The organism is Streptomyces seoulensis, assembly GCF_004328625.1.
Taxonomy (GTDB): Bacteria; Actinomycetota; Actinomycetes; order Streptomycetales; family Streptomycetaceae; genus Streptomyces; species Streptomyces seoulensis.
In genome coordinates, this window is sequence record NZ_CP032229.1 from 5,116,377 (window position 1) to 5,143,314 (window position 26,938).

Below are 26,938 nucleotides of genomic sequence, written 5' to 3' on the forward strand. Positions count from 1 at the left end.
GGCAATGGTCCGGGACGCGGGAGTGCGCCGGCGGTGGACGACCGCGGCAGCGAGGAGGACACGGATGACGACCCCGACGGAGCTGTTCCGCAGCGCCCGAGATTTCCTGCTGGAGCACCGGGAGGACTACCAGGGTGCCTACGACGGCTTCCGCTGGCCCGGGTTCGAGCACTTCAACTGGGCGCTGGACTGGTTCGACGTGATCGCGGAGGGCAACGACCGCACCGCCCTGCACATCGTGGAGGAGGACGGCGCCGAGACCCGGCTCTCCTTCGCCGAACTCTCCGACCGCTCCGACCGGGTGGCCAACCACCTCAAGGCGCTCGGCGTCGGCGCCGGGGACCGGGTGCTCGTCATGCTCGGCAATCAGGCCGAGTTGTGGGAGACCATGCTCGCCGCGATGAAGCTGCGCGCCGTGGTCATCCCGGCCACCCCGCTGCTCGGCCCCGCCGACCTGCGCGACCGGGTCGACCGGGGCGAGGTCGCGCACGTCATCGCGCGCGCCGAGGACACCGCCAAGTTCGACGAGGTCCCCGGCACCTACACCCGGATCTCCGTCGGCGGCCTGCCCGAGGAGGCGTGGGAGCCGTACGAGGACGCCTACGCGGTCCCCGCCGGGTTCCTGCCCGACGGGCCGACCCTCGCCGACGACCCGCTGATGCTGTACTTCACCTCCGGGACGACCGCCCGCCCCAAGCTGGTCGAGCACACCCACACCTCGTACCCGGTGGGCCATCTCGCCACCCTGTACTGGATCGGGCTGAAGCCGGGCGACGTGCACCTCAACATCTCCTCGCCCGGCTGGGCCAAGCACGCCTGGTCCAACCTGTTCGCACCCTGGAACGCCGAGGCGACCGTCTTCGTCGTCAACTACTCCCGCTTCGACGCGGCCCGGCTCATGACCGAGATGGACCGGGCCCGGGTGACCACGTTCTGCGCGCCGCCCACCGTGTGGCGGATGCTGATCCAGGCCGACCTGACCCAGCTCGCCACCCCGCCCCGCGAGGCCGTCGCCGCCGGGGAACCGCTCAACCCCGAGGTGGTCGAGCAGGTGCGGCGGGCCTGGGGCGTGACCGTGCGGGACGGGTTCGGGCAGACCGAGACGGCCGTGCAGATCTCCAACAGCCCCGGCCAGGAACTGCGTCCGGGCTCCATGGGCCGGCCGAGCCCCGGCTACCGCGTCGAACTCCTCGACCCGGTCACCGGCGCGCCCGGCGCCACCGAGGGCGAGATCGCGCTCGACCTCTCCGCGCGGCCCACCGGCCTGATGACCGGCTACCACGGCGACCCCGAGCGCACCGCCGAGGCGATGGCCGACGGCTACTACCGCACCGGCGACATCGGCTCCCGCGACGAAGACGGATATGTCTTCTACACGGGGCGAAGTGATGATGTATTCAAGGCCAGTGACTACAAGATCAGCCCCTTCGAGTTGGAGAGCGCGCTGCTGGAGCACGAGGCGGTGGCCGAGGCGGCCGTCGTCCCCGCGCCCGACGAACTCCGGCTCGCGGTACCGAAGGCGTACGTGGTGCTCGCCGAGGGCTGGGAGCCCGGACCCGGTACCGCGAAGGCGCTCTTCGAGCACTCCCGGGAGGTCCTCGCGCCCTACAAGCGGCTGCGCAGGCTGGAGTTCGGGCCGCTGCCCAAGACGGTGTCCGGCAAGATCCGCCGTATCGAGCTGCGCGAGGCCACGGCCGCGGGCTCGGCGGACGAGTACCGCGAGGAGGACTTCCGGTGACCCTCTCCTACGCGCACGGCACCGGCGACACCGCCCTGCTCGGCGACACCATCGGCGCCAACCTGGCTCGTACGGCGGCCACTTGGCCGGACCGTGAGGCCCTGGTCGACGTGCCCGCCGGGCGCCGCTGGACCTACGCCGAGTTCGCCGCCGACGTCGGGCGGCTGGCCTGCGCGCTGCTCGCCTCCGGGGTGGCCAAGGGCGACCGGGTGGGCGTCTGGGCGGTCAACCGGGCGGAGTGGGTGCTCGTCCAGTACGCCACCGCGCGGGTCGGCGCGGTCATGGTCAACGTCAACCCGGCCTACCGCACCCACGAGGTGGAGTACGTGCTCCGGCAGGCCGGCGTCTCCCTGCTGTTCGCCTCCATCGAGCACAAGGGGAGCGACTACCGGGCGATGGTGGACGAAGTCCGGCCCTCCGTGCCTGAGTTGAGGCGGACGGTGTACTTCGGCGATCCGAGCTGGGAGGAGTTCGCCGCGCTCGGGGCGGAGGTCCCGACGGAGGAACTGAACTCCCGCGAAGCCGAGTTGTCCTGCGACGACCCGATCAACATCCAGTACACCTCGGGCACCACCGGCTTCCCCAAGGGTGCCACCCTCTCCCACCACAACATCCTCAACAACGGCTACTTCGTAGGGGAGTTGGTCGCCTACACCGAGCAGGACCGGATCTGCGTACCCGTCCCGTTCTACCACTGCTTCGGCATGGTGATGGGAAATCTCGCGGCCACTTCTCACGGCGCCTGCATCGTCATCCCGGCCCCGTCCTTCGAGCCCCGGGCCACCCTGGAGGCGGTCCAGCGGGAGCGGTGCACCTCGCTGTACGGCGTACCCACCATGTTCATCGCGGAGCTGAACCTCCCCGGCTTCGCGGAGTACGACCTCTCCACCCTGCGCACCGGCATCATGGCGGGCTCGCCCTGCCCGGTGGAGGTGATGAAGCGGGTGGTCGCCGAGATGCACATGGCCGAGGTGTCCATCTGCTACGGCATGACCGAGACCTCCCCGGTCTCCCTCCAGACCCGCGTGGACGACGACCTGGAGCACCGCACCGGCACTGTCGGCCGCGTCCTGCCGCACCTTGAGGTCAAGGTGACCGACCCCGCCACCGGCATCACCCTGCCGCGCGGCGAGGCCGGCGAGCTGTGCACCCGTGGCTACAGCGTCATGCTCGGCTACTGGGAGGAGCCGGAGAAGACCGCCGAGGCCATCGACACCGGCCGCTGGATGCACACCGGCGACCTCGCCGTGATGCGCGAGGACGGCTATGTGGAGATCGTCGGCCGCATCAAGGACATGATCATCCGGGGCGGCGAGAACATCTACCCGCGCGAGATCGAGGAGTTCCTCTACGCCCACCCCAAGATCCGGGACGTCCAGGTGGTCGGCGTACCGCACGAGCGCTACGGCGAGGAGGTGCTCGCCTGTGTCATCCCGCTCGACGCGGCCGACCCGCTCACGCTGGACGAACTGCGCGCCTTCTGCCGGGACCGGCTGGCCCACTACAAGATCCCGAGCCGGCTCCAGCTCCTCGACGCCTTCCCGATGACGGTGTCCGGCAAGGTCCGCAAGATCGAGCTGCGCCGCACGCACGGCTCCTGAACACGCTTGCGAGGCGCGGTCGCCCCCGTGGCCTTCCAGCCCGAGACCGCGCCCCACAAGCCCCCCGTCCGCAAGGCCCGCCACCCCCGTCCCGGCGGGACCTCACCCCCTCAATCTGCCCTCGTTCGACGGCGGTTGAAGCCTCCGGCCCGGTCTTCAGAGGTTGATTTGAGGTTCGGTCCCCCACCTCGTCCCGAGGCGTTGTCAGTGGGCCGTGCCACGCTCCGGGCATGGGATTCTTCGATGACCTCGTGCTTCCCGACGAGCCCTCCGCCGAGGAGCGCTCCGTCGTGGCCCGGCTGCGCCCGCCCGGCCAGGACGAGGGCAGGTACACGCCGCCCGTCGACCGCTTCGTGCCGGTCCTGCTGTCCCAGCCGGTGCCCGCCGGGGAGGGACCGGAGACGCGGGTGATGCTGACCGGGTGGTCGGTGTGGCCGGGGTCGGTCACCCTGCACCTGGCGGTGTTCCGGCGGACCCGCCGTCAGGGCGGCTCCGACAGCGGGCAGTCCGGACTCCGGGTGGGCCTGCTGCTCTCCGACGGCCGCCGGGTGACCTCGCTGGACGGCACCACCACCCGCCGTGTCCCGCTCACCGGGGCGGACGGAGAGGAGCGCGCGGCACAGCTGGACCAGGCGGTCGGTCTGATCCCGCTCGACCCGGGGCTGCACCACTCCCACCGGTCTCTGTTCAAGACCGACGTGGACCTGTACCTCCCCGAACTGCCTCCGGCCGGTGAGGCGACGGTCGTCGTGGAGTGGCCGGACGAGGAGATCGCCGAGACCCGCGTCCCGGTCGACGCGGACGCGCTCCGGACGGCGGCCGGGCACGCGGTGGAGGTGTGGCCCGGTCTCGAAGCACCGGAACCGGACGAAGGGCCGCGCACGATCATCCACATGGAGGTGGGCGGCCCCCCGAGATTCCTCGCCCCGCCGCTCACCCAGCGGCAGACCGAGACGCTCCGCCGCGAGGAGGAGGCCCGGCAGCGCTGCGTACCCCGGCCCGACTGGGACGGCATGCGGTCCGACGACTGGGCGGACCCGGCGCTGATCGAGGCCCGGCTCGGCGCGGGAGCGCCACCGGAAGGCCACGTCGGCTGGAGCGGCGGTACTCCGCTGCACCTGACGGCGGAACAGGGCTGCGCCGACGGGATCTTGGCGCTCCTCGCGCACGGCGCGGACGTGGACGCACGCGACGACTTCGGGCACACCCCGCTCTGGTACGCCGTGCACCGCACGAAGGAGGCGGCCGTCCGCGCCCTGATCGACGCCGGGGCGGACGTATGGACGCCCCAGGAGGCGCCCTGGTCGCCGGGCCGGCTGTTGCTGACCACTCCGCTCGCCCCGCTCGTGAGTTCCCTGCCGGGCGCCGAGGAACTGCCCGCCGAGGAGGTCGCGGCCCTGCGTGCCGCCGACGCGCTCATCGCCGCCTTCGGCGACCACCCGCTGTGGACCGAGGGGCTCGGGATCTGCTTCGTACGGGACCTCACCGAGGACGAGGTGATCCGGCGGCTCGGCGCCGACCCGGCCCGCTGCCCGCGCACCGGTCTGGAGGACGCGCCCTTCGACACGGACGACTTCGACGAGACCCTGCGCCACGTCGGTGTGCGTGCCGTCGAGGGCGCGCAGGGCGGCTGCGTGATCACCCAGGACGGGTATCAGACCAGCGATCCGGAGCTGCTGAGCGCGATATCGGCGGGCACCACGGCCTACGGCCTGTACTTCAACCCCAAGGGAGGCACATTCGGATCGCTGGCCCGCGACGGCGAGATAGTGGGGAGCGAGGAGATCGGCATGTGGGGGCACGGCCTGGACCCGGATGCCTTCTGGACCTTCCGCTTCTGGCAGCGCGACCCCGGCTTCCCCTTCGGCGCCGACGCCTTCGCCTACGCCTGTGCGGCCGCCGGTCTCGTCATCGACGACGGCCGGGAGGCCGTCGACCGGCACGCCCCGCGCCGCTGGGTGGAGCTGCCGCCGGAGCTGCGCTGAGGCTCACAGCTCGTGTTCCGACAACCCCGGCCAGTCGTCCGGGCCGCCGCCGAGCCAGTCGATCAGGTCGCTCTCCTCGACCTCGATGCGGTCGAGGTCGGCGAGGCGGAGGATCTCGATCACGTCGTCCAGGTGGGAGGCGAGGCCGAGGGTGACGTCGCCCTCGGTGACCCGGCGGGAGCCGTCGAGCGCCGGGGGGTGGACCACGATGTGCGGGAACCGCGTCGGATCGGCCATGGGTTCAGCGTCCTGCGGATCGGGCGGCGCCGCTACTCGGCGAGGGGGCCGAGAATTCGCCCAGGTTTCACCGGCCTCCGGCCCCTGCCCTCTTCCCCCCGTCCCGGCCGGGCTTCTAGCCTCGCGGCGCCCGATGTCTCCCACGGAAAGGCAGACCCGACGCATGCGCCACGCCCTCCTACGCGCCGCGAGACGGCTCGGCACCACGACGGCCGTCACGGCCGTCACCACCGCGCTCGCCGTGGCCGCCCCCTTCCCGGCCGTCGCGGCGAGCGGCCCGGAGCGGCTGTCGTCGCTGGTGGACCCGCTGATCGGCTCCGCGAACGGCGGCAACACCTTCCCCGGCGCCACCCTGCCCCAGGGCATGATCGCCTGGTCGCCCACCAGCACCGCCGGGGACCAGACCAGCACCGGCGCGGCCAACGGGTACGCCTACAACACCACCCGGATACGCGGCCTGAGCCTCACCCATGTCAACGGCGCCGGCTGCCACCCCGGCGCGGCCGGGGACGTGCCGATCATGCCGTTCACCGGGGACATCACGTCCTCCCCGTCCGCCGACACCAAGGACGCCGTCTACGCGGCCGACTTCTCCCACGCGGACGAGAAGGCCGTACCCGGCCGGTACACCCTGGGCCTCGCCTCCGGCGCCTCCGCCGACCTCGCGGTGAGCAGGCGGGCCGGGGTCGCCGACTTCAGCTTCCCGGCCGGCAGCCCGGCGAACCTGCTGTTCCGCGTCTCCAACTCGCTGAACGGCAGCGAGGACGCGCACATCGACATCGACGCCGCCCACCGCAAGGTGACCGGCTGGGTGCTGACCGGCGCGTTCTGCGGCCGCCGCGCCAACGGCGGGACCAACAACCGCAAGACCTACTACCGGCTGCACTTCAGCGCCACCTTCGACCGCGCCTTCGCCGCCACCGGCACCTGGCACGACGGCACCCTGTCACCCGGCTCCACCACGGCCTCCGGCGGCGAGGGCTACGCCACGGGCGCCGACCGCGCCGGACGCGGCTCCGGCGGCTGGGTCGGCTTCGACACGGCGTCTGACAACGATGTCCACATGCGGCTCGGCATCTCCTACGTCAGCCTCGCGGGCGCCGAGGCCAACCTCCGCCACGAGATACCGGCACGGGCGAGCGTGGCCGACGCGGCCGCCGCCGGGGCGCGGGCCTGGGACCGCGAGCTGAGCACCGTACGCACCGAGGGCGGGAGCCCGGCACGGCGTACCGCGTTCTACACCGCGCTCTACCACTCCCTCATGCAGCCCAACCTGATCAGCGACACCGACGGGCGCTACCGGGGCATGGACCAGGCCGTGCACCGGTTGGCGCGCGGGCAGCGGGCGCAGTACAGCAACTTCTCCGGCTGGGACCAGTACCGGGCGCAGATCCAGCTGCTCGCGCTGCTGCGGCCCACGGTGGCGGGCGACTTCGCGCAGTCGCTGTACAACTTCGCCCGGCAGAACGGCGGCGTCTGGGACCGCTGGGTGCACATCAGCGGCGCCACCCACGTGATGACCGGCGACCCCTCCGCCGCCACCCTGGCAACCTTCTACGCCATGGGGGTACGGAACTTCGACTACCGGGGCGCCTACGCCTCCCTGGTCCGCCAGGCCACCGTCCCCACCCCGGACGACCTCTCCGACGCGGGCTGCCCCGGCCAGTGCGAGGGTCAACGCCCCAACTTGGCGCAGTACTTGGTGTCCCACTACGCACCCCAGGACGCCTGCCACTGCTGGGGAGGCGCGGCGGAGACCCTGGAGGACGCGGTCGCGGACTTCTCCCTGGCCCAGTGGGCGCGCGGGCTCGGCCGGGACGAGGACGCGAAGGTCTTCACCGACCGCGCGGCCTACTGGCGCAACGTCTTCAACCCCGCCACCGGCTACGTACAGGCCCGCAAGCTCGACGGAACCTGGGTCACGCCGTTCAACCCCGCGAGCGACCTCGGGTTCGCGCAGGGCACCAGCGCCACCTACACGTGGATGGTGCCGCACGACGTACAGGGGCTCGCCGACGCGATGGGCGGCCGGAGCGCGGCCGCGACCCGGCTCGACGGCTTCTTCCACAACCCGGACGGCTCCTGGTCCGTACGCGGCGGCGACCCCCTGCGCTACGACCCCACCAACGAGCCCGGTATCCACGCCCCCTGGCTCTACAACGCGCTCGGACAGCCCTGGAAGACCCAGGCGACGGTCCGCCAGATCCTCGACACCGTCTACGGCACCGGCCCCACCGGCCTCCCCGGCAACGACGACCTCGGCACCATGTCCGCCTGGTACGTCTTCTCCGCCCTCGGCATCTACCCGCAGACCCCCGGCAGCGCCACCCTGCTGCTCGGCGCCCCGGTGTTCCCGAAGGCGACCGTGGACCGGCCGGGCCGGACCGACCTCGTCATCACCGCCCCCGAGGCCGACGACACCCACGCCTACATCGGCGCCGTACGCCGTGACGGGCACCCGGTGACCCGTTCCTGGCTCACCCCGGCCGAGGCGCGCGCCGGCGGCCGGCTCGACTACACCCTGACCACCGCACCCGACACCGGCTGGGGGACGGGAGACCTGCCGGAGTGATCCCCCCGGCCTCGCGGGGAGCGCCCCCGCGGGGCCCGGCCGGGGCTAAGGTCGTACGACCGAGAGCTGGGGGCAGAGTTGAGACTGCGAGTGGAGTTCACCACCGAACCCTTCGACCTGGACGTCCCGCCCGCGCACGCGGTCGCGGCCCGCGAGGTCGTCGAGGGCGGCGGTCTGGACACCGTGGACGTGGGTCCGTTCGGCACGATGGCCGAGGGTGGCGCGGAAGGGGTGCTCAGTGCCGTGGACGCGCTGCTGCGGCGGAGCCTGGAGGCCGGGGCGACCCGGATATCGCTCCAGGTCAACGTGGTCGGGGAGGGGCGGTAGGTGACCGCAGAGGAACCCTTCCTCGCCGCCGTGCGCCCCCTCGTGGACGCCATGGGCGGCGAACTCCTCCCGCCGGGCGACGCGGGCCCGGACGACGTGGTGCTGGCCTGGGAGGGCGCCGACGTGGTCGCCGTACGGCTGCCGCAGCTCGCGGAGTCCCTGGACCACATCCTCACCGCGCTGGAGCGCCGGGAGGGGCGGCCGCTGGCCGAGCTGGACCGGAAGGCCAAGCAGGAGATCGTCCGGACGCTGGAGGCGCGCGGCGCCTTCGCCGTACGGCACGGCGTGGAGACCGTGGCGGGGGCGCTCGGCGTCAGCCGCTTCACCATCTACAACTACCTCAACCGGGAGAAGGGCCGCTGAGCCCGCCTGGTAACCCAGAATTTTCAACAAAGTGTTGACGTGCCGTCGCGCTGAGGCGTTAGCTGACGGCACCCCGTCCGGCACGACGGCCCTCGCGGCCACGGAGGCGCCCGTGACATCGCCCGCCACCCCCCTGGGCCTGGCCCGGTTCAACGCCCTCGGGGACGAGGCCGCGCTCGCCGCCCTCCACGAGGTGTGCGCCTCCACCGCCTGGGCCCGCCTGCTGCTCGTCGCCCGCCCGTACGCCACGCCGGACGACCTGTACCTCGCCGCCGACGCGGCCCTCGCCGGACTCGGCGCCGACGACCTGGCCGAGGCGATGGCCGGCCACCCCCCGATCGGCCGCCCCAAGCCCGGCGACCCGGCCTCCACCCGGGAGCAGCGCGGCATGGCGGACGCCTCCGAGGCCCTGCGCGCCGAGATGCTCGAACTGAACCTCGCCTACCAGGACCGCTTCGGCCATGTCTTCCTGATCTGCGCCACCGGCCTGACCGGCGAGCAGATGCGCGACGCGCTGACCGAGCGGCTCGGCAACACGCCGGAGCGGGAACGGGAGACCGCCCGCGCCGAACTGGGCAGGATCAACCGCATCCGCCTGGCCCGACTCGTCGCCTGAAGGACGCCCGCACCATGACCGAAACCGCCTCCGTGTCCACGCACATCCTGGACACCTCGCTCGGCCGCCCCGCGCCGGGCGTCACCGTCCGCCTCTCGGCCCGCACCGGCGCCGGCTGGCGCCCGCTCGGCGAGGGGACCACCGACGCCGACGGCCGCTGCCGGGACCTGCCGGCCCCGCCGGAGGACACCGCGCGGGTGCGGCTCGACTTCGCCGTGGAGCCGTACCTGGGCGAGCGAGGGGACGCGTTCTTCCCGGAGGTGACCGTCACCTTCGCCGTACGGGCCGGGGAGCACTACCACGTCCCGCTGCTGCTCAGCCCGTTCGGCTACTCCGTATACCGAGGGAGCTAGCTTTCATGGCAGAAACGTCCCGCCCGGCCGGGCCCGCGGTCCTGGCGCAGAACCAGTACGGCAAGGCCGAGAACCGGGTCGTCCGGATCACGCGCGACGGCGCCACCCACCACATCAAGGACCTCAACGTCTCGGTCACCCTCAGCGGCGACATGGACGACGTCCACTACTCCGGCTCCAACGCCCACGTCCTGCCGACCGACACCACCAAGAACACGGTGTACGCCTTCGCCCAGCGGTACGGCATCGAGTCCGCCGAGCAGTTCGGCATCCACCTCGCCCGGCACTTCGTCACCTCCCAGGAGGCGATCCGCACGGCCCGCGTCCGGATCGAGGAGTACGCCTGGGACCGGATCGGCGCGGAGGACGGCGGCCACTCCTTCGTCCGCAAGGGCCAGGAGGTCCGGCACACCCAGGTCTTCCACGACGGCACCTCCTGGCAGGTCGTCTCAGGGCTTGGGGACCTGGTGGTGCTGAACTCCACCGACTCCGAGTTCTGGGGCTACGCCAAGGACGAGTACACCACCCTCCCCGAGGCGTACGACCGTGTGCTGGCCACCGAGGTCAACACCCGCTGGCGGTACGGCTGGACCGGCGAGGGCGACGCCCCCGACTGGAACGCGTCCTACGCCGAGACCCGCCGCCACCTGCTGGAAGCCTTCGCCGGGACCTACTCGTACTCCCTCCAGCAGACCTTGTACGAGATGGGCGCGCGGGTGATCGGGGAGCGCCCCGAGGTCGACGAGATCCGGCTCTCCCTGCCGAACAAGCACCACTTCCTGGCCGACCTCGCGCCCTTCGGGCTGACCAACGACAACGAGGTGTACCTCGCCGCCGACCGGCCCTACGGCCTGATCGAGGCGACCGTCCTCCGCGAGGGCCGCGAGGCGGCGATCCCGGTGGACCTCACCAACCTCTGAGCAACCTCCGAGCAACCTCTGCGAGACCTCCGAGAGCGAAGGACGAACCGTGGCACCAGCCGAGCGCATCGTCATCGAGAACTGCGCGATCGCCACCGTGGACGCCGACGACACCGAGTACGCCACGGGACACCTCGTCCTCGCGGGCGACCGGATCGAGTCGGTCGGCGCGGGTCCGGCGCCCGAGGGGCTCACCGGAGTCACCCGGCGGATCGACGCCACCGGGCATCTGGCCACCCCCGGCCTGGTCAACACCCACCACCACTTCTACCAGTGGCTCACCCGGGGCCTGGCCACCGACCACAACCTCTTCGACTGGCTGACCGCGCTCTACCCGACCTGGGCGCGCATCGACGAGGACATGGTGTCGGCGGGCGCGCGGGGCTCTCTGGCGATGATGGCCCGGGGCGGGGTCACCACCGCCATGGACCACCACTACGTCTACCCGCGCGGCACCGGCGACCTGTCCGGCGCCATCGTGCGCGCCGCCCGCGACACCGGCGTCCGCTTCACCCTGGCCCGTGGCTCGATGGACCGGGGCGAGTCGGACGGCGGGCTGCCTCCGGACTTCGCGGTGGAGAGCCTGGACGAGGCGCTGGCGGCCACCGAGGCCACCGTCCGTGAGCACCACGACGCCTCCTTCGGCGCGCTGACCCAGGTCGCGGTCGCGCCCTGCTCGCCCTTCTCCGTCTCCACCGAACTGATGAAGCAGGGCGCGGAGCTGGCCCGGCGGCTGGGGGTGCGGCTGCACACCCACGGCTCGGAGACGGTGGAGGAGGAGAAGTTCTGCCACGAGCTGTTCGGGATGGGCCCGACCGAGTACTTCGAGTCCACCGGCTGGCTGGGCGAGGACGTGTGGATGGCGCACTGCGTCCACATGAACGACTCCGACATCGCCGCCTTCGCCCGCACCGGCACCGGCGTCGCCCACTGTCCGTCGTCCAACGCCCGGCTGGCGGCGGGGATCGCGCGGGTGCCGGACCTGCTGAGGGCGGGCGTGCCGGTCGGCCTGGGCGTGGACGGCACGGCCTCCAACGAGTCCGGCGAACTCCACACCGAGCTGCGCAACGCGCTCCTCGTCGCCCGTCTCGGCCCGCACCGGGAAGCCGCGCTCACCACCCGCCAGGCCCTCCGCCTCGGCACCTACGGCGGCGCCCAAGTCCTGGGCCGGGCGGCCGAGATCGGCTCCCTGGAGCCCGGCAAGCTCGCCGACCTGGTCCTCTGGCGCATGGACACCCTGGCCCACGCCTCCGTGGCCGACCCGGTGGCCGCCCTGGTGCTCGGCGCCCCGGCCCCGGTGACGGCCTCCTTCGTGGGCGGCCGGCAGATCGTGGCGGACGGGGGGCTGCTGCACGTGGACGAGGACGCGCTCGCCCGTACGACCCGCGAGCAGGCGCGGCGGCTCGCGCGGAGCTGAACCGAAGTCTCACACCCGGCGCGGGGAAGCCAGGACGTGGCGGGCTCTGGTGCGGGCCTCGGTGTACTCGCCGCACTGCCAGCCCGCCGCCTCCAGGGTGGCCGCGTACTCCGTGAGTGCCGGGCCGTACACCGCGACCGCCTCCGGCTGCGGGGTGGCGCGGACGCGGTAGCCGGGGGTGCCGGCGTGCTCCGGCCGGTGGCAGGCCGCCTCCAGGGCGAGGGCGGCGGCGCGGACCAGGTGGGTGCGTTCCCAGCCGCAGGGGCGGTCGGTGGCGCTGTCGGGGTTGGTCATGCGGCGCAGCTCCAGCAGGCCCTGCCAGGCGTCGCGCACCTCGCGTGCCCGGGAGGGGCCGGGAGATATCTCCTCCGCGCCGCCGACCCGGGCGGCGAAGACACCGGCGGGCTCGGCGGCGGGGGCGGGAGCGGGCTCCGGTCCGGCATCGCGCAGGCGGTGGCCGGCCGGGGTGAGGAAGTGGTCGTGGGGCGGGCGGGGGTGCCGGAAGGCGAGGCCGAGCCGGACCAGCGCGGCGAGCTGGGCGTCCGTGCCCCGCAGCCGTCCGGTGCCGGGGTCGGCGTCCTCGATGACGCGCCGCTGGGCGGCGGTGGGCGGTCGTGCCACGGCGGTGCTCCTTCCGGACCGTCTGCTCGTCCTCGAAGCGTACGGCCGGGCACTGACAGCGCCCCGCCGAGCTACTGCCGGTACCCGCTCAGGAAGCGCCCGATCCGGCCGATGGCCGCCTCCAGGTCGTCCGCGTAGGGCAGCGTGAGGATGCGGAAGTGGTCGGGGGTGGGCCAGTTGAAGCCGGTGCCCTGCACGACCTGGATCTTCTCGCGCAGCAGCAGGTCGAGGACGAACTTCTCGTCGTCGTGGATCTTGTGCACCTTGGGGTCGAGGCGCGGAAAGGCGTACAGCGCGCCCTTGGGGCGGACGCAGGAGACGCCGGGGATCTCGTTCAGCTTCTCCCAGGCCACGTTCCGCTGCTCGTACAGCCGGCCGCCGGGCGCGGTGAGTTCGTGGATGGACTGGCGGCCGCCGAGCGCGGCCTGGATGGCGTACTGGGCGGGCGCGTTGGGGCACAGCCGCATGGAGGCCAGCATGGTCAGGCCCTCCAGATAGCTCTTGGCGTGCTGCTTGGGCCCGGTGATCACCAGCCAGCCGGAGCGGAACCCCGCCACCCGGTAGGTCTTGGAGAGACCGCAGAAGGTGAGGACGACCAGATCGGGGGCGAGGGCGGCGGCCGAGTGGTGGACGGCGTCGTCGTAGAGGATCTGGTCGTAGATCTCGTCCGCGAACACCATCAGGCCGTGTCGGCGGGCCAGGCCGAGGATGCCCTCGACGATCTCCTTCGGGTACACCGCGCCGGTCGGGTTGTTGGGGTTGATGATGACGACGGCCTTGGTGCGGTCGGTGATCTTCGACGCCATGTCGGCCAGGTCGGGCGCCCAGTCGGACTGCTCGTCGCAGAGGTAATGAACAGCTCGACCGCCGGCCAGCGTGGTGACAGCCGTCCACAGCGGGAAGTCCGGGGCCGGGATGAGGACTTCGTCGCCGTCCTCCACCAGCGCCTGTACGGCCATGGAGACCAGCTCGGAGACGCCGTTGCCCAGGAACACGTCGTCGACGTCCACCTCCAGGCCGAGGTTCTGGTAGCGCTGGGCCACCGCCCGGCGGGCCGAGAGGACGCCGCGCGAGTCGGTGTAGCCGTGGGCGCGGGGGAGCATCCGGATCATGTCCTGGGTGATCTCCTCCGGCGCCTCGAACCCGAAGAGCGCCGGGTTGCCGGTGTTCAGGCGCAGCACACTGTGCCCCGCCTCCTCCAGCGCGTCCGCGTGCTGGATCACCGGACCGCGGATCTCGTAGCAGACCTCGCTGAGCTTGTTCGACTGCCGGAACTCCATGCGCCGCGACCCCTCCGGTAACTGGTGTTGCTTGGTTTTACCAAGTAGGAGCTTGGAAAGTCCAACAACTTGTCTAGACTGCGTCGCATGCCACCTCGCCGACGCTACGACCAGTACTGCTCCGCGGCCCGCGCCCTCGACCTCGTCGGGGACCGCTGGACCCTGCTGATCGTCCGGGAGTTGCTGGCCGGACCCCGCCGCTACACCGACCTGCACGCGGACCTCCCCGGCGTGAGCACGGACGTACTCGCCTCCCGGCTCAAGGACATGGAGCGCGACGGCCTCACCGCCCGCCGGCGACTGCCCCCGCCCGGCGCCGCCTACGTCTACGAACTCACCGAGCGCGGACGGGACTTGCTGCCCGTGCTGCACGCCCTGGGGGAGTGGGGAAGCCCCGAGCTGGCCGAGCTGCGGCCCACCGACGCGGTACGGGCCCACTGGTCGGCACTGCCGTTGCTGGCGGCGCTGGGTGCGGCGGGGGCGGGTGCGGGGGTGGTGGAAGTCAGCGCGGAGGAAGGCGAGTTCCATCTGTACGTCGGCGCGGAGGACGGGCCGGTGTACGGGCACGGGCCGGCTCCGGTCGCGGTGGACGCCCGGCTGGTGATGGACGCGGCGACCTGTGCGGAGGTGTGCCGGGGCGAGGTGGGGATCGCGGACGCGGTGCGGGCGGGGCGGGTCACGGTGACCGGTGACGGGGCCCTCGCCAAGGCGCTGCGGGAATGACGTGCGGGAATGACGTGCGGACATGACGAAGGCCCGCCGGATCGGCGGGCCTTCGTCCGGGTCAGGCGCCCGGTGGGACGTACGCGGGACGGCCTCGGCCCCGGGTCAGCGCGTAACCGCCGATGCCCGCGAGCGCGGCCAGCACTCCGCCGACGGCGGTCCACACCCAGCGGCTGGACCACCAGTGCGAGGACCAGCCGTCCTCCGGCTCGATCGCGGAGAGCACGGCCGACTTCGAACCGGCCTTCTCCGCCTCGGGCTTGACCGCGATACCGGGGACGAGCGGCTTGCCCAGCGAGCCGTCCACGGCCGCCGCGCCGCCGATGTCCTTGGAGTCCGCCCGGACTTCGGCCCGCACCGGCAGACCGAGGTCGGCGGAGCCGAGGTTCAGCACCGTCAGCCGCACGTAATAGGTGCCGGGCAGCGGGTCGTTGGCCCACGGCTCGGACCACGCGCGCACCGTGCGCAGCACACAGGCCAGTTCGACCGAGGCCGTGCCCTGCTCGGCGGTGCGGGTGGCCGCGCCGTACTGGCAGGACTGGTGGCGGCGCAGGCCGTCGTAGACGTCGAGCTGCCAGGTCTGCGCGGCGTGCGTGTCGGGCAGCTTCACCGTCGCCTTGACGGTCGGGCGCTGCCCGGTGTCGGCCGGGAACGACCAGTACAGGTAGTCACCGGTGGACGCGGAGGCGGTGGCGGTCTGCCCCTGGTCCATCTCGGCCGCCGTACGGAACGACGTGCCCGCCTGGGTGGGGGCCTTGCCGTCCGCCGAGGCGCTCGGGGAGGGGGAGGAGTCGGCCGCGGCGGGGGCGGCGGCCAGGCCCAGCATCAGCAGGGCGGCGCTCAGCACACGTGTCGCACGCATCAGTTCGTCCTCCAGACCGCGACCCGCCAGCGGGACAGCCAGCCCCACAGCAGACCCGCGACGAAACCGGTCAGCACCAGCGCGGCCAGCAGCCACCAGCCCCGGCCGAGGCCGAAGGAGGCCACGTCGGAGGAGGCCGAGGGTCCGTCCACCACGTCGACCGTCAGCTCCAGCGGCATACCCGGCGTGGTCTTCACGCCGGCGCCGGCCGAGAAGGAGTTGGTCACCTGGAGACACACCGTCTCCGGGGTCGTGTCGTCGTCATCGGCCTCGGGCCTGGGGTAGCGCAGACCGGTGGAGATGGCGTCGGTACGGCCCGTTCCGGCGCCCTCGCCGCGAACGATCTCGCGGCCCTGCTGGGTCACCGCCCGCAGCAGCACACCGTAGTCGGGGTTCGTCGCGCGGTCGTCGGCGACGCTCACCGAGGCACGCAGTTCCTGGCCCGGCTGGACGTCGACCTTGTACCAGCGCTGCTTGCCGAACTCCTCGCGGTCCGTGTACAGACCGGACTTGAGCGCGGGGGCCCCGGCACAGGCGTCGGTGCCCTCGGTGGCCACCGGCGTCACCACCGGATCGGCGGCCCGCTCGACCAACTGGGCGACCCGGTCCGTCAGTTCCTCCTTGTGCTGCACGGAGGTGTACGTGCCGCCGGTCGCGTCGGCGATGCAGCTCAGCTGGTCCCGGGTCTTGGCGTCCGGCACCAGGCCCAGGGTGTCGATGGTCAGGCCGATGCCCTTGGCGGCTATCTCGCGGGCCACCTCACACGGGTCCAGCGGCTGGCAGGTGTCCTCGCCGTCGCTGATCAGGACGATCCGGCGGTTGCCGTCACCGTTCCCGAAGTCGGCGGCCGCCTTCAGCAGCGCCGGGCCGATCGGGGTCCAGCCGGTCGGTGCCAGGGTGGCCACGGCGGTCTTCGCGTCGGTGCGGTCCAGCGGGCCCACCGGGTAGAGCTGCTGGGTGTCCTTGCAGCCCTCCTTGCGGTCGTTGCCGCGGTAGTTGGCGCCGAGTGTGCGGATGCCCAGCTCCACCTCCTCGGGCGTCGCGTCGAGCACCTCGTTGAACGCCTGCTTGGCCGCCGCCATCCGGGTCCCGCCGTCGATGTCCCGGGTCCGCATGGAACCGCTGACATCCAGGACGAGTTCGACCTTCGGAGCGGGCTGCGGCTCGGTCTCGTCCGCTGCGGCCCCGCCGGGACACGCGATCCCGGCCGCCAGGGCTGCGAGCAGGGCGCAGACGCCCGCCGCCAGCCGTTGTCTTCTGATCATCGGCGGATCTTATTGACCGTTCGTGTCGGGCTCCAAAACGAACGGGCTGGGAAGCTCCGTCCACAGGTCGCCCGGGGTCTCCGGAGACAGCCTCATCAAGGTCAACGCCTTGACGGGCAGCGGATTTTCACACAGCGCGACCAGGTCGGGCGTACGGGGCAGATCCGGCAGCGCGGCCCGCAGCGCGGCACCCAGCGCCGGGCCCGAACCGGCGGTCGCCGCGAGCGCGCCGCCGATCAGCGAGCCGAACAGCTTGCGCCGCAGGGCGAGTTCGTCATCCGTGACCAGACGTCCCGTCAACTCGGGTGCCGATATGCCGTGTCGGGCCAGCCGGGCCGGGCTCACCCGGATGTCGGCGAGGTCGCGGTAGATCAGCCGCAGCGGGGTGTCGTCCGGCGCGAGCACCACCAGGAGGTTCTGACCGTGCGCCTCCAGCGCCACACCGAGATCCAGCAGCCGGAGCCCCGCCGTGAGCGCGAGCCGGGTGAACGCGGTCAGCCAGCCGGGCGATCCGGGCAGCGCGGTGGTGGCCAGCGCGGCCACCGGCAGCACCCGCTCGCCCGGAGCCAGATACGCCTCCGGCGACTCGCGCAGCAGCACCGCCAGATCCGGCGAGTGGGCCGTGGCCGCGCCGATCGTGTGCGTGACCTCCAGCAGCCCGTCCATCCGCCCGACCAGCTCCGCCGCCAGCACCGACAGCGCGGCCGACGCCCGTACCGAGTACGCGGAGATGTCCCGCACCGAGGAGGTCAGCCGGGCGCTCAGCGCGGTCTTCACATGCGGTCCGCCGGGCAGCGCCAGCGTGCGCAGCGACATCAGCGGATGCGCCGGACGCCACGGCTCGGCGGTCCGCTTCAGCACATGCGCCGCCTGCCAGGGATGCACCGGCAGCAACAGGCTCTTGCCGGAACGGAGTTCGGCCGGCCACTCGCCCGACACCAGACACTCGCCCGACGGCACCGCCACCGTGCCCAGCTCCACCACCGGCCGGTGCTCAGGCCCGTACGCCAACTGGTCCGCCACCGAGAAGCCGGGCCGGGAACGGCAGTTGGGGTGGAAGGGGTGCCCGTCCACCACCCGCTGCTCCCACTCCCAGTCCCGCTCCGGCCACTCGGCATCCGGCTCCGCCGCGTCGGCCCGGGACAGCGCCAGCGAGGCCACGCTGTTCGCCAACTCGGCGGCGAACGCGACCGCGTGCGGCACCGCGAGGTCCGTCATCAGCCGCGCGGGGTCCGCGTACCGCTCCCGGTCGAGGCGCACCTCGGTGACACGGTCGCCGGTCGCGTACGGGTCCGAGGGCGGGCCGTGCAGCGCGCGGCCGTCCGCCAGCCGTACCGTCACCCCGTTCGGCCCCGGCGTCCGGGACGCGACCCAGGGCAGCGGTTCGTGCGCCAGCGCCCGCCACAGCCGGGTCAGCACCGCCGCACGGGCTCCCGGCAGCGCGGCCGTGCAGCGGTCGCGCAGCGCGGGCCGTACGGCGGCCAGCTCCTCGGCGACCTCGGCCTCGGCGGTGGGGGAGTGGTACACGGTCGGCTCCTCGGGGACTGGCAGCTCAGGGCACGATTGTCGGATACCGCAGACTGACAGAGCACGGTCGGCCCACCGGACCGGCCACAGCACGACGAGAACGAGTGGAACGCGTGGACCTCAACCCCCCGACCGACGCCGCCCGGCGCGCCGACGCCTACGCCTCGGCGCCGCTGCTCAACTGCCTGCTGCGCGAGGTGGCCCGGCCGGTCCCGGAGAACGGGGACCGGCCCGCGTACCGGCTGCCCGGCACCGGCCGGCTGCTCCGGGTGCGCCCCGGCCGCCGCCCGGCCGGCCCCGAGGTGCGCGCGGACGGCGTCTGGCACCCGTTGACCCACGCCGAACTGGTCAAACTCGTCTCCGAGGAACTGCGCGCCCACACCGGGCTCCCCAACGACGACCTGCCCGCCGAGATGCTGGACAGCCGCGACACCGTGGCCGCCCTGCTCGCCGCCCGCGCCCGTACCCTCGCCCCCGAGGACCCGTATCTGCGCTCCGAGCAGTCGCTGATCACCGGCCACCCCCACCACCCCGCGCCCAAGGCGCGCGGCGGCGGCCCGGTCGCGGCCTGGCTGCCGTACGCGCCCGAGGCGCACGCCCGGTTCCCGCTGGTGCTGCTCGGCCTCCGCGAGGACCAGGCCGTCGACGAGGGCGACACCTCCGCCCTGGACGCCCTCGGTACCGCCCCGCCCGGCTACCGGCTGCTGCCCGCCCACCCCTGGCAGCTCGACCTCCTCGCCCGCGGCCTCGCCCCCGCCTTCGCCGACCGGCGCCTGATCCGGCTCGGCACCACCGAGTCCGTCGTCCGGCCCACGGCTGCCGTGCGCACGGTGTACGAGCCGGGCCGCGACCTGTTCCTCAAGTTCAGCCTGGACGTGCGGATCACGAACGACATCCGCCGGCTGTGGCGCCACGACCTGGAGAAGCTCGACCGCACCGACACCGCGGCCCGCGAAGCCTTCACCGCGATGGGACCGCCCGCGGCCTGGCTGAGCGACCGGGGCTACCGCACGGCGGCCTTCGCGTACGAGGAACTCGCCGTCCTGGTCCGCGACGGCCTGCGTGGCCACCTCCTGCCCGGCGCCACGCCCCTGCTCGCGGCCGGGCTCGCCGAGGGCTTCGACGGCAGCCCGCTCGCCGCCACGACCGATCCGGCCGCCTGGTGGGCCGCGTATCTGCGCCAGGTGGTCCCGCCCGCGCTCCGCGCCTTCGACGAGTACGGGGTCGTACTGGAGGCCCACCTCCAGAACACCCTGGTCGGCGTCGACGCCGCCGGCCTGCCCGTACAGGCGCTGTTCCGGGACGCCGAGGGCGCCAAGCTGCTCTCCGACGTGAGCCGGGAGGCCGGGTGGGAGCGGCTGGTGTACTGCCTGCTCGTCAACCACCTCGGCGAGATCGCCGCCGCCCTCGCCGAGGCCCACCCCGGCCTCGACCCCTGGCCGGCCGTCCGCGCCGAGCTGTCCCGGCACCCGCTCCCGGAGATACCGGCCCTGCTCACCGCGCCCGCCCTGCCCGGCAAGACCAACCTGCTGCTCCGCTGGACCGGCGCGGACGGCGCGGAAGCCCGCTACCTGCCGCTGCCGAACCCGCTGCGCGAGGACCTTCACGGAATCACGACTTCGTGACGCCGGTGGCGTCGGGCGACGGACACGCCTCCGGCCCGCCGCGAGAGCCCGCTCGAACTGCCAGGTCGCGCCGCGTTCAGCGAAACGGATTGGCGGGCGGGAGTGAAGAACCCGGCTGGCGCCCTGTCCGTGCCATTGGATTCTCCGCGAGGAGACGGGAGTCGAATTCAAGAAGTGTTTTCTGAGAAAAGGACCATGAATATGCAGCACGTGCCTTCCTCCATCGAGACCCGCGAGATCGGCGAGGCGGAGCTCGACGGTGTGGCCGGCGGTCTGAACATCGGCAACATCGGTGGCCTCAACGTTGCTCCGGCCACCGGCCTGGACCTGGGCGGCGTCGACCTCGGTGGCATCGCGGCCGGTGTCTCCGCGCCGCTGCAGACGTCGCTGGGCGGCGTCGCCGCCGGCCTCTGAGCCACCTGTCTCCGGTTTTGACGACCGGATGATTTCGAGCGCCTCTTTTCGTGCCGCATGGCATGGAGAGAGGCGCTCTGTCGTCGCGCGTACGGCCGGTTGAAATGTTTGGCGTATTCCGCGCTCTTTGTTAGCCTTCATTTAAGGGACAGATGGGCGGCGCCGCCAGTGAAATTTACTGGCGGCGCCTGTCTGTGTAGTCCCTGTGTTTCTGTGCGGACTGCCGGTCGACGAAGACGAACCGGTGCTTCGCGCCGGCGCCTACGGCCCGCTTCCGCTGCCTGGACTCCAGCCTGGCCTGATGCCGTTCGTGCCACAACGGGCCCAGCTCGGCCACGAGTTCTGCGATCACGTCGGCCGACAGGCCGTGATCCTCCGGTCGCTGATGATCGCTGCACGAGACGTGTTGCCCACCACACGACCATGATTGACGATCAGGAGCTTGACGCCTCACCGCCTACCGTGCACGAGCCCGTAAGGGCTGTCCCGCTATTCGCGCGTCCACACCCCTCGTGTGGTCCGGCAGCACTGACTGGGCGGCCGACTGGCCAGATCGGGCACCAGGAATCCGGTTGGGCACGCTCACGGACGGTGCGTACCCTGTCCGACCATGTGCTACCACGCGTTCAACGGCGCCTTCCGGCACTACGTGTGCGTCGCGTGCCGACTCTCCTTCAAAGGCAGCACCTGGCCGATCCGGAAGCGCATCTGTCCTGGCTGTCGTGAACAGCTCGTCTTCGCCGGCTACGACTTCGCCGCGCCCCGGCGACGCGACACGAAGGCATGGTCCGTCGTTGCGACCGTGCTCGCGGAGGGGCTGACCTACGATCACCGCCCTGGCTGCGGCTGCTCGCCGCTTCCCTCTTTCCGGCCCCGGACTCGAGCTCAGGTGAGTGTCCGGCGCCGTGCAGCCGAGCGCCTGGGCCTGCCTCTGTCGGTGACCCTCGCTCGCCGCGACGCCTTCACCGCGGAGAGCCGCGACGAGCAACAGCCCTCTCCGTAGAGGATCCTGCTGTGGCTGGAGTGATCACGGCAGCGGAACCGTCCTGGACATCCCCGTTCACTGGGCTGCGTTTGGGTGATTTTCGAAAGCCGGTCACGCTTTGCGCCGAGAGGGCGCCGATCGGACTCGCCGAGGGCGTCCCTGGTCACTGCCGCTGGAGGACCGGGTGCTCCTGGTCGCTGCATACTGGCGGACCAACCTGACGCTGCGGCAGCTCGCCCCGCTGTTCGGCATCTCCACGTCATCCGCCGACCGCATCATCGACCACATTGGGCCACTGCTGGCACTCAAGCAGCGGCAGCGCTTCCACCCCGACACCGTGCTCATTGTCGACGGCACGTTGGTTCCTACTCGGGGTCACAGCATCGCCGAGCAGTCCAAGAACTACAGGTACTCGACCAACCACCAAGTGGTCGTCGACGCTGACACACGACTGGTCGTCGCGGTCGGACGACCAGTGCCGGGCAACCGCAACGACTGCAAGGCGTGGGCAGATTCGGGTGCGAGGGCAGATGTCGGCAATACCACGACCATCGCCGACGGCGGCTACCAGGGCACTGGCCTGGTGATCCCGCATCGCCGGCCCGCCGGCGGCAAACTGTGCGGATGGAAGCATGAGCACAACCACTCCCACAAACAGGTCGGGGCCCGCGTCGAGCACGTCTTCGCCCGCATGAAGACCTGGAAGATCCTTCGTGACTGCCGGCTCAAGGGCGACGGCGTCCACTACGCGATCCTGGGTATCGCCCACCTGCACAACCTTCGCCAGGCCCACTGATCGAACGGGCGCCCGGCTGCCAGGAGCGCACAAGATCAATTGCGGGACAGCCCTTAGGGGCGCTGAGCTGCGGTGATGCGTAATACCCATGGCTGACCTGTGGCGATGGTTCTTTCTGCGCCTTTCATGGGCGCGCCGTCTTATGCGGTCGATCCTCCCCGGGCGCTCCCCGGCGGCCCGGACACTCCCCAGAAGTGTCGACGTACCGGGCAGCGGCGATAAACGGAATCGCCGCTGCCCGGTACACATTGGGTAACTGAAGTTGCGACTGGGCGAGGCACCCGGGTTCTGTCCGGCGGATCACTGACGGATCCAGAGCCAGAGCCGGATCGGAGCGGCGGCGACCGCGCCGTGGAAGACGTAGGCCCGCCTGTCGTAACGAGTCGCCACTGCGCGGGAGTTCTCGAGCCGGTTGATGGTCCGCTCGACCTCATTGCGGCGCCGGTAGTGGTCGCGGTCGCAGCCGGTGGGCCTGCCGCCTGCGCTACCTCTGCGGCGGTGGTTGGACCGCTGGTCCTTCGGCTCCGGGAGCGTGTGCCGGATGCGGCGTCTTCGCAGGCGAGGTGGATCTTGCAGGTCAGACCGCCCCGGGACCGTCCGAGTCCCTCGTCGGGGCGGTGGTGCCGGGGTGTCGTCCTTTTTCCGGGACCCGCGGACGGGCTTTGCGGGCGCCGGCTGCGTGCTGATGGGCCGGCAGGACGTCGAGTCGACGCCGACCCGTCGACCTGGTGGCTCTTGCATGAGCCATCAGGTCGGCAAGCCTGTCAGCGACCCGTGAGCCAGGCCACCAGGAGGCTGGTGGCTCTGTCACGGAACTACGAAGAGTATGTGGGCGACGTGCTATTGGCGCCGCTTTCGAGCTACGACGATGGGGATCACTACGCAGGCCACCGCAATGAGGAATAGTACGACCCCAAGGGGGCCTCCTGGGGTTACGCCTCGATGCGCGAGTTCCATGACCAAATCCTTTCTGTGCGTACGCCGGTGCTCTACCGGCGCTGCGATCGCAAGGAGAGCCATACGGCGATGCACAGAGCGTCCACTACCAGTGCCACGAGTAGCGGGGCGAACGCGGCACCCCAACCGCCCTTGGTCCACAGGATCGCGGAAATCACGTAGAGAATCAGCGTGCTGATGATCACCATGACGCCGTTGCGCTTGATCGCCTTGTCGGACCCGTACAGGCCCTCGAAGAATCTCGCCATATCTCTTTCCGAAGGTCGTGGGTGGCCGCGCATCACGCGGCCACCCGGTTGACGGGTATGTCCGTACTACAGGTTGCTTTCGACGGTGCTCGCGTTCCAGTCACCCACTGCCGTGCTCGCGTATGCACATCCGACCTCGACGGCAACTGCCCCTGCGCCGGCGGTCGGTGCTCCGGCGAATCCGGCTACGAACTGGCACGCGGACTCGACGGCGATACCGGCAGCCAGACCGGCGGCTTGTCCCCACAGGGCGTCGGTGTCGCCCTTCACCCCGCTGGAGACAGCGTCGGACACCTCGCTGGCGTCGTCCACTGCGTCGGTCACGCTGTACAGCCCACTGGGGTCGATGCGGTTGACGGGGTCGCCCTCGGCGTAGAGGTAGGGGTTCTGTTCCTGGCCGGAGGGGTCGGGCTGGGTGAAGCGGCCGAGGTTGGCGTCGTAGTAGCGGGCCTGGAGGTGGTAGAGGCCGGTGGGGTCCTGGTAGTTGCCGGCGAAGCGGTAGGGCTGGGCCACCGGTTCGCTGGACTGGGCCAGGATGCGGACGCCGCGGGGGCTGTAGGTGTAGCTGTCGACCTTGTTGCCGTCGATGTCGGCGAGGCCAATCACCGAGCCGAGCGCGTCGGTGAGGTAGTAGTAGTTCTTGCCCCCGGTCGTCATGGAGTTGAGGGTGCCCCCGGGTTCCCGGTTGAAGCCCATGTCGGTTCCGGCGGTGGTCTTCGCGGACAGTCCGAGAGGGCCGTTGTGGAAGAGGGTGTCGCCGAGCTTGACGCGTTCGCTCTGGTCGGTGGAGCCGTACTGGCCCGCGTACGCCTTGCCGTTGACCGTGATCGACGACATCTGGGAGTGGTCGGTCCAGGTCTCGGCGGTGCGGGTGTAGTCGCTGGTGGAGTCGGCGGCGGTCTCGTTGCCGATCTGGTCGTAGGACCAGGTGCCGGTGCTGCCGGACTTGCCGGTGACTTCCTGGGCGTCGTTGTAGGTGTAGGTGGTGCCGCGCGGGCAGCCGGGGTCGATGCCCTGGCTGGTGAGGTTCCCGGCGAGGTCGTAGCAGTACTGCCAGGAGTCGGTGATGCTGCCGGCCTTCTCCTCCTTGGCGTAGGAGAAGTGACCCGCGCCGTCATAGGAGTAAGTGCGCTTCAGGCCGGTGACGTTGTCGGTCTGGGTGCGGATCTTGCTGCCGTCGGTGGCGCCGTTGGTGCCGTACCCGTAGGTGTAGGCCAGGTCGACCAGGGTGCCCTGGTCGGAGGTCACCCTGATGGCCTTGGGACGGCCGGAGTTGTCGACGTCGACCTTCTGCACCGTGCCACCGGGGTACGTGGTGGTCTTGCGCACGTCGTTGTTGTTGTAGTCGTACGTGGTGCTGCGGCCTTGGGGGTCGGTGAGCTGCTTGAGCTTGTTGACCTCGTTCCAGGTGTAGTCGGTCTTGCCGGCCGGGTCCTGGTAGTAGTCGACGTTGCCCGCCGGGGTGTAGGCGAGCAACGTCTGGGACCCGTCCTGGAGGTGGCGGACGGTCTCACGCTGCAGCGGGTCGAACTCGTAGGAGATGGTGCCGGTGGCGTCAGTGCGCTGGGTGAGGTTGCCGTCGCCGTCGTAGGTGTAGCTCACCTGCGCGTGGTTGGTGGAGTCCACCGTGCGGATGCGGTCGCGGTTGTCGTAGGCGTACGTGACGGTGATGCCGCGGGCGTCGGTGACGGTCTTGGTGCGGCCCAGGGCGTCGTAGGTGTACGTCGTCTTGTCCAGCGGGGCCGGCGGCGTGACGCGGTCCAGGTTGCCCTGGGCGTCGTAGTGGAAGCCGGTCGTCACGGTCTTGGACGACGTCATCTTCGTCTTCGCGGAGCAGCGCTGGCCCTCGAAGCCGCCGCAGGTGGCCGTGGCGGGGTTGTAGTCGTAGGTGACGTTGCCGCCGCCGGTGCCGGTCTGGGCGACGGAGGTGGTGTTGCCGACGCCGTCGTAGCCGAAGGTGGTCTTCTCGCCGTCGGCGTTGGTGGAGTCGGAGGGGTGGTCGCCGCCGGCGATGGTCTGCCAGTGGTTCGTCGTGAGGGCGCCGGTGGGCGTCTTCGCGGTCTCCAAGTTGTTGCGGGAGTTGAAGCCGTAGTCGGTGACGTTGCCCGGAGTGGTGCCGGAGCCCATGGCGTCGGTGGCGGTGTCGATGTTGTGGTTGGCGTCGAACTTGGTGGACCGCTTGTGCTGGAGGGCGTCGGTGACGTCGGTGACCTGGCCGTCGCCGTCGTGCTTGTAGGCGGTGGCGTGGAGTTCGGGGTCCTTGGCCGTCGTGGTGCCCGCGGCCGTGGCCGACGCCGCGCTGTAGGAGTACGTCCAGGTCGGACCGGTGTCGCCGGAGCCGTTGAAGCCGGTGGCCCGCAGCATGGAGGTGACCCGGTTGACGTCGTCGTAGCTGAAGACCGTCACCCGCCCCTGAGCCGTGGTGATCTTGCTGATCCGGTTCGACGAGTCGTAGCCGAAGGTGACCGTCTTGCCCTCGGTGTCCGTGGTGCCGGTGAGGTTGCCGGCGGCATCCACGGCGTAGGAGGCGGTGCGGCCGGTGCTGTCCTTGGCCTGCCAGACGGTGGCGCCGGCCTTGGTCAGGTCGATCCAGCGCCCCGAGCGGGTCTCGGTGAGCTTGAATCCGCCGCCGGTGTGCTGGGTGACCGTGAGCGTGCCGTGATTGCGGTCGGTGACCTTGGTGAGCTTTCCGCTCGCGTCGTAGGTCTCCTTGGCGCCCGACTTCCACTTGCTCAGCGTGTAGGTGCCGTCGGTGTTCTTCTTGAGGTCCTGCGAGTAACCCGTCGGCGTGGTGAAGGAGCCGTCGCCGTTCTTCTTGAACCGGACGGTCGCGCCCGAGGCGTCGTAGAGGATCACCTCGCTGGAGAAGACCGAGAGGTAACGCTCGTACTGCTGCCACCACCGCTGGGACACCTGGCCGTACGGCGCGTCCAGGGAGTTGTACGTCCGCGCCAGGCGCAGCTGCTGACCCACCCCGGCGATGTCGAAGTCGGTCGCCGTCAGCATCAGGTTGCCGGTCGAGTAGTCGATCCGCGCCGTCAGCGCGTCGGTGATGGCGAAACTGGTGGAGCGGTGCCAGGGGACATCGCCCTGACCCTCGGGGACGAAGTTCATCACCGACGTCTGTGCCGCCGACGCGGGTGCCTTCGCGTGGGCGTGCTGTTGGCGCAGCCACGGGAGATACGCCGCGTCGCTCGGTGTCTTCGACGGCTTCGACTTCACCGGCCGGTTCGCGCCGACCTTCACGACCGGCATCGTGAAGCGCGGGCCGTGCTTGCCCCACGCAGAGGCGGGCCTGCCGTCCGCCGCGACCGCCGCCGTGGCCGGCAGGACAGCCGCCGCCAGTGCCGCGGCCGTCACCGCGGCCAGCGCCCCCACCGGTGATCTCCTCCGAGCACGCCGAGAAGGCGCGCTCCAAGCACGCTCAAGCATGATTCCCCCCACGGGAAGACAGAACCAGCAGCCTCACTGGCCACCGGACCCGCAGACGCTTTCACAGGAATCAC

At 71.4% G+C, this 26,938-nt stretch carries 22 protein-coding genes and 2 pseudogenes; 15 read left to right on the forward strand and 9 right to left on the reverse strand.

The window, feature by feature from the left end; all coding sequences use genetic code 11:
• The first annotated feature begins 64 nt into the window (after positions 1–64).
• From D0Z67_RS23480 to D0Z67_RS23490, 3 genes are all read left to right on the forward strand, one after another.
• Positions 65–1,738 carry an AMP-binding protein gene (locus D0Z67_RS23480; RefSeq protein WP_031182507.1) on the forward strand — a complete coding sequence of 558 codons (1,674 nt, stop codon included), beginning with the start codon at positions 65–67 and terminating at the stop codon, positions 1,736–1,738.
• Positions 1,735–3,339: an AMP-binding protein gene (locus tag D0Z67_RS23485; protein ID WP_031182508.1), complete on the forward strand. Its 1,605-nt coding sequence runs from the start codon at positions 1,735–1,737 to the stop codon at positions 3,337–3,339. The genes D0Z67_RS23480 and D0Z67_RS23485 overlap by 4 nt, the downstream gene beginning before the upstream one ends.
• 230 nt (positions 3,340–3,569) lie before the next feature.
• Positions 3,570–5,324 carry an ankyrin repeat domain-containing protein gene (locus tag D0Z67_RS23490; RefSeq protein ID WP_031182509.1) on the forward strand — a complete coding sequence of 585 codons (1,755 nt, stop codon included), beginning with the start codon at positions 3,570–3,572 and terminating at the stop codon, positions 5,322–5,324.
• 3 nt (positions 5,325–5,327) lie between these two features.
• Here the strand turns inward: D0Z67_RS23490 and D0Z67_RS23495 are convergent, their stop codons facing one another.
• Positions 5,328–5,561 carry a hypothetical protein gene (locus D0Z67_RS23495; protein ID WP_031182510.1) on the reverse strand — a complete coding sequence of 78 codons (234 nt, stop codon included), beginning with the start codon at positions 5,559–5,561 and terminating at the stop codon, positions 5,328–5,330.
• A 163-nt stretch (positions 5,562–5,724) separates the two neighbouring features.
• Between D0Z67_RS23495 and D0Z67_RS23500 the strand changes: the two genes are divergently transcribed.
• From D0Z67_RS23500 to D0Z67_RS23530, 7 genes are all read left to right on the forward strand, one after another.
• Positions 5,725–8,133, forward strand: coding sequence for a GH92 family glycosyl hydrolase (locus tag D0Z67_RS23500; RefSeq protein ID WP_031182511.1), 2,409 nt, complete (start codon positions 5,725–5,727; stop codon positions 8,131–8,133).
• Positions 8,134–8,211: 78 nt separating this feature from the next.
• Entirely contained in the window at positions 8,212–8,460 is a 249-nt protein-coding gene (locus tag D0Z67_RS23505) for a hypothetical protein (RefSeq protein WP_037775507.1), read from the forward strand.
• Positions 8,461–8,511: 51 nt separating this feature from the next.
• On the forward strand, positions 8,512–8,823 hold the full coding sequence (locus tag D0Z67_RS23510) for a helix-turn-helix domain-containing protein (RefSeq protein ID WP_199812216.1): 312 nt from the start codon (positions 8,512–8,514) through the stop codon (positions 8,821–8,823).
• A 112-nt stretch (positions 8,824–8,935) separates the two neighbouring features.
• Positions 8,936–9,439, forward strand: coding sequence for a 2-oxo-4-hydroxy-4-carboxy-5-ureidoimidazoline decarboxylase (uraD, locus tag D0Z67_RS23515; protein ID WP_031182514.1), 504 nt, complete (start codon positions 8,936–8,938; stop codon positions 9,437–9,439).
• 14 nt (positions 9,440–9,453) lie between these two features.
• The gene (gene uraH / locus D0Z67_RS23520) at positions 9,454–9,792 is read left to right on the forward strand and encodes a hydroxyisourate hydrolase (RefSeq protein WP_031182515.1); all 339 of its coding nucleotides are present in this window, start codon (positions 9,454–9,456) and stop codon (positions 9,790–9,792) included.
• Positions 9,793–9,797: 5 nt separating this feature from the next.
• The gene (pucL, locus tag D0Z67_RS23525; RefSeq protein ID WP_031182516.1) at positions 9,798–10,712 is read left to right on the forward strand and encodes a factor-independent urate hydroxylase; all 915 of its coding nucleotides are present in this window, start codon (positions 9,798–9,800) and stop codon (positions 10,710–10,712) included.
• A gap of 49 nt (positions 10,713–10,761) precedes the next feature.
• A complete protein-coding gene (locus tag D0Z67_RS23530) occupies positions 10,762–12,129 on the forward strand; it encodes an 8-oxoguanine deaminase (RefSeq protein WP_031182517.1) in 1,368 nt (455 codons plus the stop codon).
• 9 nt (positions 12,130–12,138) lie between these two features.
• On the opposite strand, the gene D0Z67_RS23535 is transcribed toward D0Z67_RS23530, so the two are convergent.
• Both D0Z67_RS23535 and D0Z67_RS23540 read right to left on the reverse strand, forming a co-directional pair.
• Positions 12,139–12,750, reverse strand: a complete 612-nt coding sequence (locus tag D0Z67_RS23535) for a hypothetical protein (RefSeq protein ID WP_031182518.1) — start codon at positions 12,748–12,750, stop codon at positions 12,139–12,141.
• Between the two features lie 71 nt (positions 12,751–12,821).
• The gene (locus D0Z67_RS23540) at positions 12,822–14,030 is read right to left on the reverse strand and encodes a pyridoxal phosphate-dependent aminotransferase (protein WP_031182519.1); all 1,209 of its coding nucleotides are present in this window, start codon (positions 14,028–14,030) and stop codon (positions 12,822–12,824) included.
• Positions 14,031–14,117: 87 nt separating this feature from the next.
• Here D0Z67_RS23540 and D0Z67_RS23545 point away from each other — a divergent pair, with 87 nt between their 5' ends.
• A complete protein-coding gene (locus tag D0Z67_RS23545; protein WP_031182520.1) occupies positions 14,118–14,753 on the forward strand; it encodes a winged helix-turn-helix transcriptional regulator in 636 nt (211 codons plus the stop codon).
• 61 nt (positions 14,754–14,814) lie between these two features.
• Here D0Z67_RS23545 and D0Z67_RS23550 read toward each other — a convergent pair whose 3' ends face one another.
• From D0Z67_RS23550 to D0Z67_RS23560, 3 genes are read right to left on the reverse strand one after another with little or no spacing between them, the layout of a single operon-like run.
• Positions 14,815–15,615, reverse strand: coding sequence for a hypothetical protein (locus D0Z67_RS23550; protein ID WP_031182521.1), 801 nt, complete (start codon positions 15,613–15,615; stop codon positions 14,815–14,817).
• On the reverse strand, positions 15,615–16,880 hold the full coding sequence (locus D0Z67_RS23555; RefSeq protein ID WP_031182522.1) for a VWA domain-containing protein: 1,266 nt from the start codon (positions 16,878–16,880) through the stop codon (positions 15,615–15,617). Before D0Z67_RS23555 ends, D0Z67_RS23550 begins: the two co-directional genes overlap by 1 nt.
• Before the next feature lie 9 nt (positions 16,881–16,889).
• The gene (locus D0Z67_RS23560) at positions 16,890–18,407 is read right to left on the reverse strand and encodes an IucA/IucC family protein (RefSeq protein WP_031182523.1); all 1,518 of its coding nucleotides are present in this window, start codon (positions 18,405–18,407) and stop codon (positions 16,890–16,892) included.
• Positions 18,408–18,511: 104 nt separating this feature from the next.
• Here D0Z67_RS23560 and D0Z67_RS23565 point away from each other — a divergent pair, with 104 nt between their 5' ends.
• The 4 genes and pseudogenes from D0Z67_RS23565 to D0Z67_RS23585 all read left to right on the forward strand — a co-directional run bounded on the left by D0Z67_RS23565 (position 18,512) and on the right by D0Z67_RS23585 (position 22,227).
• Complete coding sequence (locus D0Z67_RS23565; protein WP_031182524.1) at positions 18,512–20,032, forward strand: IucA/IucC family protein; 1,521 nt, start codon at positions 18,512–18,514, stop codon at positions 20,030–20,032.
• Between the two features lie 201 nt (positions 20,033–20,233).
• Entirely contained in the window at positions 20,234–20,446 is a 213-nt protein-coding gene (locus tag D0Z67_RS23570) for a hypothetical protein (RefSeq protein ID WP_031182525.1), read from the forward strand.
• 610 nt (positions 20,447–21,056) lie between these two features.
• The gene (locus D0Z67_RS23580; RefSeq protein ID WP_165507357.1) at positions 21,057–21,449 is read left to right on the forward strand and encodes a hypothetical protein; all 393 of its coding nucleotides are present in this window, start codon (positions 21,057–21,059) and stop codon (positions 21,447–21,449) included.
• Between the two features lie 11 nt (positions 21,450–21,460).
• Positions 21,461–22,227, forward strand: a pseudogene (locus D0Z67_RS23585) (transposase).
• 300 nt (positions 22,228–22,527) lie between these two features.
• On the opposite strand, the pseudogene D0Z67_RS30605 reads toward D0Z67_RS23585, so the two are convergent.
• The 3 genes and pseudogenes from D0Z67_RS30605 to D0Z67_RS23600 all read right to left on the reverse strand — a co-directional run.
• A pseudogene (locus D0Z67_RS30605) lies at positions 22,528–22,944 on the reverse strand (transposase family protein); the annotation flags it as partial.
• A gap of 272 nt (positions 22,945–23,216) precedes the next feature.
• Positions 23,217–23,432: a hypothetical protein gene (locus D0Z67_RS23595; RefSeq protein WP_031182527.1), complete on the reverse strand. Its 216-nt coding sequence runs from the start codon at positions 23,430–23,432 to the stop codon at positions 23,217–23,219.
• A gap of 66 nt (positions 23,433–23,498) precedes the next feature.
• Positions 23,499–26,687, reverse strand: a complete 3,189-nt coding sequence (locus D0Z67_RS23600; RefSeq protein ID WP_051887900.1) for an RHS repeat-associated core domain-containing protein — start codon at positions 26,685–26,687, stop codon at positions 23,499–23,501.
• Positions 26,688–26,938 lie beyond the last annotated feature (251 nt).